The following is a 13048-nucleotide window of genomic DNA, read 5'->3' on the forward strand; positions in this document are numbered from 1 at the left end:
GAACCCAAAGTGATCGACGAGACTCTCTTCGATGCCGAAGAGAAGATGGAAAAGGCTGTCACCGTGGCCCGCGACGACTTGGCGTCGATCCGCACGGGTCGGGCCAACCCCGGCATGTTCTCCCGGATCAACATCGAGTACTACGGTGCGATGACCCCGATCACGCAGCTGTCGAGCATCAACGTGCCCGAGGCGCGGCTCGTCGTCATCAAGCCCTACGAGACATCTCAGCTCAAGCCGATCGAAGACGCCATCCGCAACTCCGACCTCGGCGTCAACCCCGGCAACGACGGCAACGTCATCCGCATCTCCATCCCTCAGCTGACCGAAGAGCGCCGTCGGGATCTGGTCAAACAGGCCAAGTCGAAGGGCGAGGATGCCAAGGTGTCGGTGCGCAACATCCGGCGTAAGGCGATGGAAGAGCTCGGCCGCATCAAGAAGGACGGCGAGGCCGGTGAGGACGAGGTAGCGCGCGCCGAAAAGGATCTCGACAAGTCGACGCACACCTACACCGCTCAGATCGACGACCTGGTCAAGCACAAAGAAGGCGAACTGCTGGAGGTCTAGTGACCAATCAGCAGACAAGTTCAGTGGCAAACACACCGGCTTCCGAGCCGACGAACGAGGCCGTGAAAAAGACGGGACGCGCCGGGCGCAACTTGCCGGCAGCGATCGCCGTCGGGGTCGGCCTCGGCGGCTCGGTCATCGCCATACTGCTGTTCGCGCCCAAGGTCTGGGTCGGCGTCGTGGCAGCGGCTATGGCGGTGGCCACCCACGAGGTGGTGCGCCGCCTGCGGGAGGGCGGCTACTCGGTGCCGGTCGTGCCGCTGCTGATCGGCGGGCAGGCCATGGTCTGGCTGACCTGGCCGTTCGGCCCGGCTGGTGCGCTGGGCGGATTCGGCGGCACGGTGGTGCTGTGCCTGATCTGGCGACTGCTTTCCGGCGGCCTGTCCGCAGCGCCGGTCAACTACACCCGTGACGTCTCGGTGACCATCTTCCTGGCCGCCTGGATACCGTTGTTCAGCGCGTTCGGCGTGCTGCTGATCTACCCGCCCGACGGCGCGGGCCGGGTGTTCTGCTTGATGCTCGGTGTGGTGGCCTCTGATGTGGGCGGCTACACGGCCGGGGTGCTATTCGGTAAGCACCCCATGGTGCCGGCGATCAGCCCGAAGAAGTCCTGGGAGGGCTTGGCCGGTTCACTGGTGCTCGGTGTCGTCGTATCGGTGCTGGCCGTGCGGTTCCTGCTCGACAAGCCGGCCTGGGTGGGTGTGCCGCTCGGCATAATGCTCGTCATCACCGGCACGCTGGGCGATCTGGTCGAATCCCAGATCAAACGCGACCTGGGGATCAAAGACATGGGCACGTTGCTGCCAGGCCACGGAGGCCTGATGGACCGCATCGACTCAGTGCTGCCCTCAGCGGTCGCCACCTGGATCGTGCTGACGCTGCTCGCCTGAACCCCGGGTCGCTTCGCCCCTGCCCGCCGAACCGGAAACACCAGTACGGCCATGGTGCTGACGGCCTGCGGTGCTCGTCCAATCAAATTCGGCCGCGTTGAGATGAGATACTGACAAAACATCATGTCCGGATCCCTGCCCCTAGTTTTCGATGCCCCGCGACGCGCCATGCCGCCGCGGCATCTCGCCGACCTCGACGAGGAGGGTCGTGCCACCGCGGTCGCCGAGCTGGGACTGCCGAAATTCCGGGCCAAACAGCTGGCCAACCAGTACTACGGCCGGCTCATCGCCGACCCTCAGCAGATGACCGATCTGCCCGCCGCCGTGCGCGATCAGGTGGCCGAGGCGCTGTTCCCGACTCTCATCGACCCGGTGAAGCAGATCCAGTGCGACGCCGGCGAGACCCGTAAGACGCTGTGGCGCGCGGGTGACGGCACGACGTTCGAGTCGGTGCTGATGCGTTATCCGCAGCGCAACACCGTGTGCATCTCGTCACAGGCCGGCTGCGGAATGGCCTGCCCGTTCTGCGCGACGGGGCAGGGCGGCCTCAAGCGCAACCTCTCGACCGCCGAGATCCTCGAACAGGTGCGTGCCGCGTCGTCGGCCATGCGCGACGAACACTTCGGTGACACCGCCGGCGGTGGCCGCCTGTCCAACATCGTGTTCATGGGCATGGGGGAGCCGCTGGCCAACTACAACCGGGTGCTGGCCGCCGTGCGGCGCATCATCGCACCGCCGCCCAACGGTTTCGGCATTAGCGCGCGGTCGGTGACCGTGTCGACCGTCGGGCTTGCGCCGGCCATCCGGAAGCTGGCCGACGAGCGCCTGGGCGTCACGCTGGCGGTGTCCCTGCACACTCCTGACGACGAGTTGCGTGACACGTTGGTGCCGGTGAACAACCGGTGGAGTGTCGACGAAGTTCTTGAGGCCGCACGCTATTACGCCGATGTCACCGGTCGGCGGGTCTCCATCGAGTACGCGCTGATCCGTGATGTCAATGATCAGCCTTGGCGCGCAGATCTCCTGGGTCAGAAGCTGCACAGCAAGCTCGGTCCTTTGGTGCACGTGAACCTCATCCCGCTCAATCCCACGCCAGGCAGTAAGTGGGACGCCAGCCCCAAGCCGGTCGAGCGGGAATTCGTCAAACGCGTTCAGGCCAAAGGCGTGTCGTGCACGGTGCGCGATACCCGCGGTCGGGAGATCGCGGCTGCCTGCGGTCAGCTCGCCGCCGAGGGCTGAACTACTGTTTGTCACGCTGGAGTGGCTCTCGGCCGCGAGAGCCACTCCAGCGTGACAAAGTGGGGTAGGTCAGGAGTGCGACGTGAAAGCCGATGTGAGAGCGGGGCGTCTGCGGCGCAACACTAGTTCGCGTCGGGAAGCTTGATTCCGACGGCCTGGCGCAGCTGCGCGAGGAACTCATCATCATCGTCGTCGCTGCGCACGATGTAGTGTGACACCGCCAGCCGGGTCACGATCGCGGCCTTGACCGCGGCATTAGGGCCGGACAGCAGCTTCTGCAGGCGGTTCCGCATCACCGGAATGACCTGTGCCATTTGCGTGATCACGACCTCGGGTTCGATGTCGACCAACCGCACCCCCGAATAGGACTGCTGGTAGGAGACGATGAATCGCAAAGCTGCGTCTAGCTTTTCGGATCCGCGCAGCCCGACGATGGCGCGCCCGACGCCGGAATCGAACATGTCCCGCTCGAATTGTCCGAAGGCGTCGAGTAACTCCTGTTTATCGGCAAACCAGCGGTACAGCGTTGGACGCGATACCCCGGCCTGCAGAGCAACCTCGGACAAGCTGAGCTTGCTCTGCCCACTGCGGGCGAGCACCTTGGCCGTTGCCGCCAGGATCCGGTGGCGCGTCGAAGTGTCCTCGACATCCCGCTGAGCGGGCACTGGTTCATTCACATTCAAGCCTTGGTCGACAATGGTTTCCCAAATCGTAGGGCCATCACAGCGATTTCCTCGGTAATGCCACAGTATCCGGATGCAAGTGTGCATCGTGTGCAGTGTCAGGCCGAGGCCTCGTGGGCCGGCCGGTACTGTGCGTCGACCACGCGAGGACCGAATGCTATTGCGCCGCTGGAACTTTGCATGGTGGAGATCGACCGGATGTGCCACCCGCTGAGCCGCTCGGGTGAGCACCGCCGCGTCGCTGGCGCCGAGGCCCAAATGATCTGTGGCAGTGCTGGATTGCTTACGCACGCGGTCCGCTACCCAGCTCGGCCCGCTGCTGCAAATGACAGCCCGGAGATGTCAGCCGTGCACCCCGGGCTATCGGGCCTCAGACGGTGACTTGCTGAAACTTGCCGAGGACGGTCACGCCGCAGTCGGAGACGACGAATCCGCGGGCACGGTCGTGATCTTTGTCGACACCAATCTGGATCCCCGGGGGTATCACGACGCCCTTGTCGAGGATGGCGTTACGCACCACGGAACCCGCCCCGATGACTGTGTTGTCCATGATCACCGAGCGTTCGACGCTGGCGTATTCCTCGACGCGTACCCCGGGGGACAGCACCGACTCACGTACCAGTGCACCCGAGACGATGACGCCGTTGGAGACGACGCTGTTGATGGCGCGGCCCACGCGGCCGTCGTCCTCGTGGACGAATTTCGCTGGGGGGTGGGGTGGAATGTGAGTGAGGATCGGCCATTTGCTGTTGTACAGGTTGAAGACCGGCACAACGGCGCACAGGTCCATGTGGGCGTCGTAATAGGAGTCCAGGGTTCCGACGTCGCGCCAGTAGCCGGTATCGGTGGGTGCGGCGCCGGGTACCTCGTTGCTCTGGAAGTCGTAGACCTGAGCGAGGCCCCGCTCGACCATCATCGGCATGATGTTGCCGCCCATGTCGTGCTTGCTGGCGGCGTCGTTGGCATCAGCGCGCAACGCCTCGAGTAGCACGTCGGTGGAGAAGAGATAATTGCCCATGGAGACGAAGGTTTCGTCGGGGGCGCCGGGCAACCCCGGCGGGTCGGACGGCTTCTCCAGGAATGCCTCGACTGTGCGGCCGTCGGCGGCAGTCTTGATGACGCCGAAGGCACTGGCTTCGCTGCGGGGCACGCGAATGCCGGCGACGGTGGCGCCTGCCCCGGTGTCGAGGTGCTGGGCGATCATCTGGCGCGGGTCCATGCGGTAGACGTGGTCAGCGCCGAAAACGATGACCAGGTCCGGTTTTTCGTCGTAGATGAGGTTCAGCGACTGGTAGATCGCGTTGGCCGAACCCGTGTACCACTGCGGGCCGAGGCGTTGTTGGGCGGGCACCGGGGTCACGTAGTTGCCGAGCATGCTGCTCATCCGCCAGGTCGTGGTGATGTGGCGGTCGAGGCTGTGGCTCTTGTACTGGGTGAGGACCGCGATGCGGAGTATCCCGGCGTTGACCAAGTTCGACAAGGCGAAGTCGATCAATCGGTACAGTCCGCCGAACGGAACCGCCGGTTTGGCCCGGTCGAGGGTCAGTGGTGAGAGGCGTTTGCCTTCACCGCCGGCCAGGACGATGCCGAGAACTTTTGGATCGGCCATCTTCAGTACTCCTCTAGCGAGCAATAGAGCGCACATCAGCGCGGGTTTCAGGTTCGATCGCCAATTCGTCTGGACACTGAATCGTAAATGCGTCAACTCCGCACATGTGCGGTCTCCGCGAAATCAACACGATGGGATCCGTGGGACTGGCACGCCGAACGCATGTATTTGTCGGGCGCATCGGCGATTCACGCCTGCACACGTACGCCACCGTGACGGGGAAGACTGCGCGCGTGGATGATTCGGATCAGAAAACATGAAAGTCAACAGAACGCAACGGAAAACCAACACGCATTATCCTTCTGGTACGAAATCGCCGATCAAGAGGTGGCATTGCTCTGCGAACGCACTGCACCGAGTTCTAGTTTTAGCTTCCATGAAGCCTCTAGTGATTCGCAGCGCCGTCGTGGCTGCCCTGGGTGGCCTGATTTTTGGGTTCGACACCGCGGTCATCTCCGGTGCGGAGGAACAGATCCAGCACGTCTTCGCCCTCAGCGATGCCAAGTTGGGATTCACCGTGACCACCGCGCTCATCGGAACGATCGTCGGAGCACTGACTGCGGGACGGCCCGCTGACCGATACGGCCGCAAGAAAGTGCTCTACGCGATCGGCATCTTCTACGTGCTGGGCGCACTCGGCTCGGCGCTGGCCCCGAATGTCGAGATGCTGATGGCCTTCCGGTTCCTCGGTGGGCTCGGCGTCGGCGCTGCCAGCGTATGCGCCCCGATCTACACCGCCGAAGTGGCCCCGGCGGCCCACCGCGGCCGATTGGTGGGTCTGGTGCAGTTCAACATCGTGCTTGGCATCCTGCTCGCCTACGCGTCCAACGCGATCGTTCGCGCTCTTGCCGATGGCGAGCACGCCTGGCGCTGGATGCTCGGCGTGATGGTGATCCCCGCCGTGGTCTTCCTGCTGCTGTTGCCGACGGTCCCAGAAACTCCGCGCTGGCTCGCGACCGCCGGCCGCTGGGACGAGGCCACTGCCACCTGCAACCGTCTGTGCTCGACACCGGAGGAGGCCGGCTTCGAAATGGCCGAGATCCGCTCGTCGTTGGCAGCGGCCGAGAACGCGCCGTCGGTGCCGTTCTTCACCCCCGGGCACCGCAAAGTCATCCTGCTGGCGGTCGCGATCGCGTTCTTCAACCAGATGTCGGGCATCAACGCCATCCTGTACTACGCACCGCGCGTCATGCAGCAGGCGGGCGCCAGCACCAGCGCCGCGTACTGGATGAGCGTGGGCGTCGGAGCGATGAATCTTATTGCGACCATGGCCGCATTGACCGTGATCGACAAGATCGGTCGCCGCAAGCTGATGATCGTCGGCTCGATCGGGTACCTCATCTCGCTAGGGTTCCTTGCCGGGGTGATGTTCTTCTACGAGGACGCCCGCGGCGGCGTGTTCACCACCACGTCGTCGGTGCTCGTGCTCGCGGGCCTGATGGTGTTCATCGCGGCGCACGCATTCGGGCAGGGCTCGGTGATCTGGGTGTTCATCTCCGAGATCTTCCCCAACCGGATCCGGGGGCGCGGCCAGTCGCTCGGCAGTTTGACGCACTGGGTGTTCGCCGCGATCACGTCGTTCGCATTCCCGCCGATCATCGGGGCGTTCGGCGGAGGAGTCGCGTTCAGCATCTTCTTCGTTGCGATGCTCGGCCAATTGGTCTGGGTGTTGAAGGTCATGCCCGAAACCAAGGGCGTGCCGCTGGAGGAGATGGAGGCCAAACTCGGCCTCACGCATGAACCGGGCGGTCCGCTCGCGGCGACGGGCCACTGATGGCCGGCCGCGTGCTCAGCCTCGGTGAGGCGTTGATCGACGTCGTCATCCGGCCCGGGTCCACCGAGGAACATGTCGGCGGTAGCCCGCTCAACGTCGCGGTAGGTATCGCCACGCTCGGGCATCCGGCGAGCATTTGTGCGCACTGGGGCACGGATGCCCGAGGGGAGCTGCTGCGTCAACGCGCGGAGTCGGCGGGACTGGACATCGTCGCCGGAACCGACTCGGCGGAAAAGACACCGGTGGCGTTCGCTCATGTCGACGAACATGGGCACGCTACTTATGATTTCGACCTGACGTGGGAAGTGCCGCCGATACCCGACGTTTCCTCGTTCGGGCATCTGCACACTGGCAGCATCGCGGCCACGCTCGAACCCGGAGGTTCGGCCGTCGTCGATGTCGCCAAGCGGATGAAGGGGCCCTGCACCGTCTCCTATGACCCGAATATCCGGCCGGCGCTGATGAAATCACCCGACGCGGTCATGGACCGCGTCGAACAGATGGTCGCGCTGTCAGATGTGGTCAAGGCCAGCGACGAAGACTTGGTCTGGCTGTATCCCGGGACGCCCGTCGAAGACATCATGCGCAGGTGGGTGAAGATCGGTCCGTCCATGGTCGTGATCACCCGCGGACCGTGGGGTGCCTACGCGTTGCTCGCCGGCAATCGGGACATGCTGCATCTTGATCAGCTGGCCGTCGAGGTGGGCGACTCCGTCGGTGCCGGAGACTCATTCATGGCGGGGTTGATCTCGGGGCTGATGGATGCCGATCTCCTCGGCTCGTCTGAAGCGCGCCAACGGCTTCTCGCCGTCAATTGGTCCGATGTCCAGCCCGCTCTGCACCGAGCCGTCATCACGAGTGCGTTGACCGTCAGTCGCTTCGGTGCCTACGCGCCGACGATGGCCGAGGTGCGGGCGGTTCAGGCGGCCGATCCGATGTTGCGCTGAACCTGCAGGACGCTGCACCGACGCGTACACTGCGGTGATCCCCGACCGGCTGCCAGGGCGTTCGTCCTGCCATGGTTCCAACGGCGCATCCTCGAACTCGCCGCCGCGTTGTCCGACGATTTCGACGGAGCGGTCGCCACCTGATGGCGAGTCCCCGTCTCCACCACCGCCTGGTGGTTCAGGTCAGCGGATCCAGCCGCGGCGGCGGAGCCACCAATCGCGACCGACCAGGGCCACGAGCAGTACCGCAAATCCGATGAGGAAGACGTCCTCGACGTGGCCGACGTGGTTCCCGCGGAGCATCACCAGCAGGAAAGCCGCGGAGAGCAGGCCGCCGATGTGGATGACCTTGATGTTCTCCTTGGACCAGCCCCATGCAGCCGAAGGCACGTCTTCGACGTCGACGCCGTTGTATCGGTCCACTTCGGTGCTGGCCACGGTTGCTCCTCACAGTCGGGCAGAGACTGCAGACATTCTGGCATACGACGCTACGTCGTATGTCGACTGACGCCGGATTCTCCGAGTCGGCCGAGCAGATCACGCGGGAACTCGCACCCGGATCCGGGGACATCTCGATCCGCCGTGCGACGCCCGCGCCTGCCGGGCATGGCTCCTAATCTGCCGGGTCAGTCCGCCGGATCGAACCGGAACACCGTCAATCGGCCTGCCAGCGCCTCGAATTCGTCAGGTGTGCCGTCGACGACCAGGCCGCTGCGCTTGGCGAAACCGACGCCGACGGGCACCTTCACAGCGAATGTGCGCAGGATGGGGCGGGATTGTTCGGGGCTGAGTTCGACGATGCGGACCCGGCGGGACCGTCTGCCCTTGCTGAGGGTTCCGGCGCCCGCGGCCCGAGCGTTGGCCGCCCAGTCCGAACCCGGGTAGCCGGCGACGGTGTAGAGGCCGCCGGCGTGCGTGAATGGGGTCATCGGGGTGCTGCGGGGTTGCCCGCTACGGCGGCCCGGCACGGTCAGCACCATGGCGGGCCCGGTCGGGATGCCTAGGCGCTGCACCGCCATCATCACCTTGTTCATGGGCTTGAGCCAGCGCGGCGGGACTGGATCGGACATGGTTCCTCCTCTAGTCGGTGACGAAACGTTCACGGTTGTCTGCAGCCCAGCGGACGAACGGTGTCGCGGGACGGCCGAGAATCTTGTCCACGTCGTGAGTGACCAGTGCCGGCCTGCCGACGGTGTCGGCCAGCAGCGCCAGATACGCGTCGGCGAACGCCGCGGGGAAGCCGACCACGCGGAACCGCTCGCGTACCGCGTCGGGCGGCACCTCCTGGTAGCGCAACGGCCGGCCCAGGGCCGCGCCGAGGGCGGCCACCAGCTCGGTGTTGGTCAGCGCCTGCGGTCCGGTCAGCGGAATACGTTGTCCGACAAGGTCATCGGTGAGCAGCGCGACGGCGGCCACGGCCGCGATATCGGCGTCGGCGATCACCGCGATCGACGCGTCGGCGTACGGGCCGGTCACGACATCACCGGCACCGAGCTGTGGCGCCCACATACCGGCGAAATTGGAGGCGAAGATCGTCGGCCGCAGGCTCACCCACTCCAGGCCCGACGCCACCGCCAGCTGTTCGCACTCGCGGTTGCGGTCACCGCGCACTCGGGACGGCTGGCGGGCGTCGTCGTCATCGGCGTTGATCGCCGACAGCGCAACCAGCCGGCGCGCCCCGGCCGAGCGGGCCTGCTCGACCGTCGCTGCAAGGTCGGCGCCGAGCGCGCGGGAGTTGAGGAAGACCGCGTCGGCCCCGACCAGCCCTGCCGCGGCGGTCGGCACCGCCTCGACCGTGGAGGGAAAGCCCGCGGTCTCCGGGTGCCGGGTGACGGCGCGTACCCGCGCGCCGGCAGTGACGAGTTCGGAAACGAGTGGACGTCCGACGTTGCCCGTGGCGCCCGTGACGAGAATGGTGGTGTTCATGCGATCAAGGACGGGACGACCGTCGGAAAAGTTACAGCGGGATCGCGTAACTTTTCAGGCTGCGATTTCGTCGTAACGGCATGAACGATTCCCTGGTCGAGGCGGCGTGGCGGGACCACCGCCCGTACCTGGTCAACCTGGCCTACCAGATGCTCGGTGACATCGGTGAGGCCGAAGACGTTGCGCAGGAAGCGTTTCTGCGGCTGGCGCGCACCGACGCCGCTGAGCTCGACGACGTCCGAGCCTGGCTGACCGTGGTGGCCGGGCGGCTGTGCCTGGACCAGGTGCGCTCGGCGCGGGCCCGCCGTGAGCAGCCCGGGACGGTGGAGACCACCGTGTCGTCGGAGCCCGATCCGGCCGACCGCGCGACCCTCGACGACCAGGTGCGGACCGCGTTGTTCGAAGTCCTCAACCGGCTCAGCCCGGGGGAGCGGGTCGCGTTCGTGCTGCACGACGTGTTCGCGGTGCCGTTCGACGAGATCGCCGAAACGGTCGGCAGGCCGGTCGGAACCTGCCGACAGCTCGCCCGGCGGGCCAGGATCAAGTTCGGGGACGTCACACCGCACCGGGTCGACGAACACGCGGAGGCCGGCGGTGTCACCGCGGACGAGCACCGCGTCGTTCTCGAGAAGTTCATCGCCGCCTGCGCCTCCGGCGACGTCGAGGCGCTCGGTGCCGTGCTCGATCCCAGCGTGTGGGGAGTGGGCACCATCCTGGCCGATCCCGCCCCGCCCCAACAGGTCAACCACGGCCGCGACGCGGTCGCCACCAATCTGCTGCTCTACCTCGGGCCGGGCGTGACCCTGGTCGGCGGGGCCGCCGGCGAACCGGTGCTGCTGGCCTACGCCCGCCGCCGGCTCTTCGCCGTCGTCGTACTGACCATTCGCGACGGCCTGATCCTCAAGATCGATGCGACGGCCGATCCGTCTGCGCGAAACCAGTAGTGCGCGGTTGGGGGCGCCGCCCGCAGCGCGGCACAATGTAGCGGTGACGGAAAAGCTGCGGGTGCTGGTTCTCGGCAGTACCGGGTCCATCGGCACCCAGGCGCTGGAGGTCATCGCCGCCAATCCAGACCGCTTCGAAGTGGTGGGGTTGGCCGCGGGCGGCGGTAACCCGGAGCTGCTCGCGACGCAGCGCGCCGAAACCGGCGTCAGCAGCATCGCCGTCGCCGATCCGGCCGCCGCGGCGCGGGTCGGTGACGTCACCTACACCGGGCCGGACGCCGTCACCCGGCTGGTCGAGAACACCGAAGCCGACGTCGTGCTCAATGCCCTGGTCGGAGCGCTCGGCCTGGAACCCACCCTGGCCGCGCTGACCACTGGCGCGCGGCTGGCGCTGGCGAACAAGGAATCACTGGTGGCAGGCGGGCCGCTGGTATTGCAGGCCGCCGCTCCGGGGCAGATCGTCCCGGTCGACTCCGAGCACTCGGCGATGGCGCAGTGTCTGCGCGGGGGAACCGCCGACGAGGTCGCCAAAATCGTCCTCACAGCCTCCGGCGGGCCCTTCCTGGGCGCCTCAGCCGCGGACCTCGAGGTTGTCACCCCCGAACAGGCCGGCAAGCATCCCACCTGGTCGATGGGACCGATGAACACGCTGAACTCAGCGACCCTGGTGAACAAGGGCCTTGAGCTCATCGAGACCCACCTGCTGTTCGGCATCGACTACGACCGCATCGAGGTGGTGGTGCATCCGCAGTCGATCGTGCACTCGATGGCCACCTTCACCGACGGATCCACCCTGGCCCAAGCCAGCCCGCCGGACATGAAACTGCCGATCGCGCTGGCCCTCGGATGGCCGGCCCGGGTTCCTGCGGCTGCGGCTGCCTGCGATTTCACCACGGCTTCGACCTGGGAATTCCTGCCGCTGGACAACGAGGTATTCCCCGCAGTGGAGCTGGCGCGGTATGCCGGGCAGCGAGGTGGCTGCTTGACCGCGGTCTACAACGCCGCGAACGAAGAGGCAGCTGCGGCATTCCTGGAAGGCCGCATCCGGTTCCCGGCGATCGTGCACACAGTCGGTGACGTGTTGCACGCTGCCGACCAGTGGGCCGCCGAACCCGCTACCGTGGAAGACGTACTCGACGCGCAACGCTGGGCCAGGGGTCAGGCGCAGCGGGCTGTCGAGCGGGAATCCGTCAGAAGAGGTCTCGTCACCAAATGATGTTTGCACTCGGTATAGCGGCGTTCGCGCTGGCCATTCTGGTCTCGGTGGCCCTGCACGAATGCGGGCACATGTGGGTCGCGCGGGCCACGGGGATGAAGGTCCGGCGCTATTTCGTCGGCTTCGGCCCGACCCTGTGGTCGACCAAGCGACCCAATTCGCTGGGCGAGACGGAGTACGGCGTCAAGGCCATCCCACTCGGCGGCTTTTGCGACATCGCCGGCATGACCTCAATGGAAGAGATCGCACCAGAGGATCGGCCGTACGCGATGTACCGGCAGAAGGTGTGGAAGCGCGTCGCCGTGCTGTTCGCCGGGCCCGCCATGAACTTCATCATCGGGCTCGTGCTGATCTACGCCATCGCGGTGATCTGGGGCCTGCCCAACCTGCACGCTCCCACCGGCGCGGTGGTCGGCGACACCGGCTGTCTGACAAGCGAAGTCAGCAAGGGGCAACAGGGTCCCTGCATCGGCCCGAGCCCGGCCGCGCAAGCAGGCATCAAGCCCGGCGACACCGTGGTCAAGGTCGGCGACAAGGACGTGAAGACTTTCGCCGAGATGGCCGCCGCGGTGCGCAAGGCCACCGGCCCGACGCAGATCACCGTGGAGCGCGACGGTAAGCCGATCACCACCACGGTCGACGTCGCCCAGACCCAACGGTTTATCGCCAAGGACGGCTCCAGCGAGGCGACCCCGGCTCAGGTCGGGGCGATCGGGGTGAGCGCGGCCCAATTCGGCCCCACGCAGTACAACGCGCTGACGGCGGTGCCCGCGACATTCACGTTCACCGGCGACCTGACCGTCGAGCTGGGCAAGTCGCTGGTGAAGATCCCGACCAAGGTCGGCGCGCTGGTGCACTCCATCGGCGGCGGGCAGCGCGACCCGGAAACCCCGATCAGCGTCGTCGGCGCGAGCATCATCGGCGGTGAGACCGTCGAGGCCGGCCTCTGGGTGGCGTTCTGGTTCTTCCTGGCGCAGCTGAACTTCGTGCTCGGCGCGGTGAATCTGGTGCCGCTGCTGCCGTTCGACGGCGGTCATATCGCGGTCGCCACGTACGAGAAGCTTCGTAACATGATCCGTGCGGCGCGCGGCAAAGTGGCGGCCGGTCCGGTCAACTACCTCAAACTGATGCCCGCCACGTACGTGGTGCTCGCGGTCGTGGTCGGCTACATGCTGTTGACCGTGACCGCGGACCTGGTCAACCCGCTCAGCATCTTCCAGTAGGAGAAGCCCTGTGACATCGATCGGTCTGGG

The 13048-nt window shown here is 66.0% G+C and carries 13 protein-coding genes; 8 read left to right on the forward strand and 5 right to left on the reverse strand.

Going from position 1 to position 13048, the window contains the following annotated elements; translation table 11 throughout:
* Positions 1-9 precede the first annotated feature (9 nt).
* From frr to rlmN, 3 genes are all read left to right on the forward strand, one after another.
* Positions 10-567, forward strand: coding sequence for a ribosome recycling factor (gene frr / locus B133_RS0109935; RefSeq protein WP_018600790.1), 558 nt, complete (start codon positions 10-12; stop codon positions 565-567).
* Positions 567-1457, forward strand: a complete 891-nt coding sequence (locus B133_RS0109940) for a phosphatidate cytidylyltransferase (RefSeq protein ID WP_018600791.1) — start codon at positions 567-569, stop codon at positions 1455-1457. Before frr ends, B133_RS0109940 begins: the two co-directional genes overlap by 1 nt.
* A gap of 123 nt (positions 1458-1580) precedes the next feature.
* Complete coding sequence (gene rlmN / locus B133_RS0109945) at positions 1581-2696, forward strand: 23S rRNA (adenine(2503)-C(2))-methyltransferase RlmN (protein ID WP_036418532.1); 1116 nt, start codon at positions 1581-1583, stop codon at positions 2694-2696.
* A gap of 122 nt (positions 2697-2818) precedes the next feature.
* Here the strand turns inward: rlmN and B133_RS0109950 are convergent, their stop codons facing one another.
* Both B133_RS0109950 and glgC read right to left on the reverse strand, forming a co-directional pair.
* On the reverse strand, positions 2819-3373 hold the full coding sequence (locus B133_RS0109950) for a TetR/AcrR family transcriptional regulator (protein WP_026256223.1): 555 nt from the start codon (positions 3371-3373) through the stop codon (positions 2819-2821).
* Between the two features lie 376 nt (positions 3374-3749).
* Entirely contained in the window at positions 3750-4988 is a 1239-nt protein-coding gene (glgC, locus tag B133_RS0109955; RefSeq protein WP_018600794.1) for a glucose-1-phosphate adenylyltransferase, read from the reverse strand.
* Between the two features lie 256 nt (positions 4989-5244).
* On the opposite strand from glgC, the gene B133_RS0109965 reads away from it, so the two are divergent.
* Positions 5245-6762 carry a sugar porter family MFS transporter gene (locus B133_RS0109965; protein ID WP_255349243.1) on the forward strand — a complete coding sequence of 506 codons (1518 nt, stop codon included), beginning with the start codon at positions 5245-5247 and terminating at the stop codon, positions 6760-6762.
* A complete protein-coding gene (locus B133_RS0109970; protein ID WP_018600797.1) occupies positions 6762-7709 on the forward strand; it encodes a carbohydrate kinase in 948 nt (315 codons plus the stop codon). The genes B133_RS0109965 and B133_RS0109970 overlap by 1 nt, the downstream gene beginning before the upstream one ends.
* 183 nt (positions 7710-7892) lie before the next feature.
* Here B133_RS0109970 and B133_RS0109975 read toward each other — a convergent pair whose 3' ends face one another.
* The 3 genes from B133_RS0109975 to B133_RS0109990 form a co-directional block, all read right to left on the reverse strand.
* Positions 7893-8147 carry a DUF2631 domain-containing protein gene (locus B133_RS0109975; RefSeq protein ID WP_018600798.1) on the reverse strand — a complete coding sequence of 85 codons (255 nt, stop codon included), beginning with the start codon at positions 8145-8147 and terminating at the stop codon, positions 7893-7895.
* A gap of 188 nt (positions 8148-8335) precedes the next feature.
* Positions 8336-8779, reverse strand: a complete 444-nt coding sequence (locus tag B133_RS0109985; RefSeq protein WP_018600800.1) for a nitroreductase family deazaflavin-dependent oxidoreductase — start codon at positions 8777-8779, stop codon at positions 8336-8338.
* A gap of 10 nt (positions 8780-8789) precedes the next feature.
* Positions 8790-9635, reverse strand: a complete 846-nt coding sequence (locus B133_RS0109990) for an NAD(P)H-binding protein (protein ID WP_018600801.1) — start codon at positions 9633-9635, stop codon at positions 8790-8792.
* An 80-nt stretch (positions 9636-9715) separates the two neighbouring features.
* Here B133_RS0109990 and sigI point away from each other — a divergent pair, with 80 nt between their 5' ends.
* Genes sigI through B133_RS0110005 form a run of 3 tightly spaced genes read left to right on the forward strand, consistent with a single transcriptional unit; the run spans position 9716 to position 13018 of the window.
* The gene (gene sigI, locus B133_RS0109995) at positions 9716-10579 is read left to right on the forward strand and encodes an RNA polymerase sigma factor SigI (RefSeq protein ID WP_018600802.1); all 864 of its coding nucleotides are present in this window, start codon (positions 9716-9718) and stop codon (positions 10577-10579) included.
* A gap of 43 nt (positions 10580-10622) precedes the next feature.
* Positions 10623-11795 carry a 1-deoxy-D-xylulose-5-phosphate reductoisomerase gene (gene dxr / locus B133_RS0110000; protein WP_018600803.1) on the forward strand — a complete coding sequence of 391 codons (1173 nt, stop codon included), beginning with the start codon at positions 10623-10625 and terminating at the stop codon, positions 11793-11795.
* A complete protein-coding gene (locus tag B133_RS0110005) occupies positions 11792-13018 on the forward strand; it encodes an RIP metalloprotease (RefSeq protein ID WP_018600804.1) in 1227 nt (408 codons plus the stop codon). The genes dxr and B133_RS0110005 overlap by 4 nt, the downstream gene beginning before the upstream one ends.
* Positions 13019-13048: the final 30 nt, after the last annotated feature.

This window comes from Mycobacterium sp. 155 (assembly GCF_000373905.1).
Lineage (GTDB): Bacteria > Actinomycetota > Actinomycetes > Mycobacteriales > Mycobacteriaceae > Mycobacterium.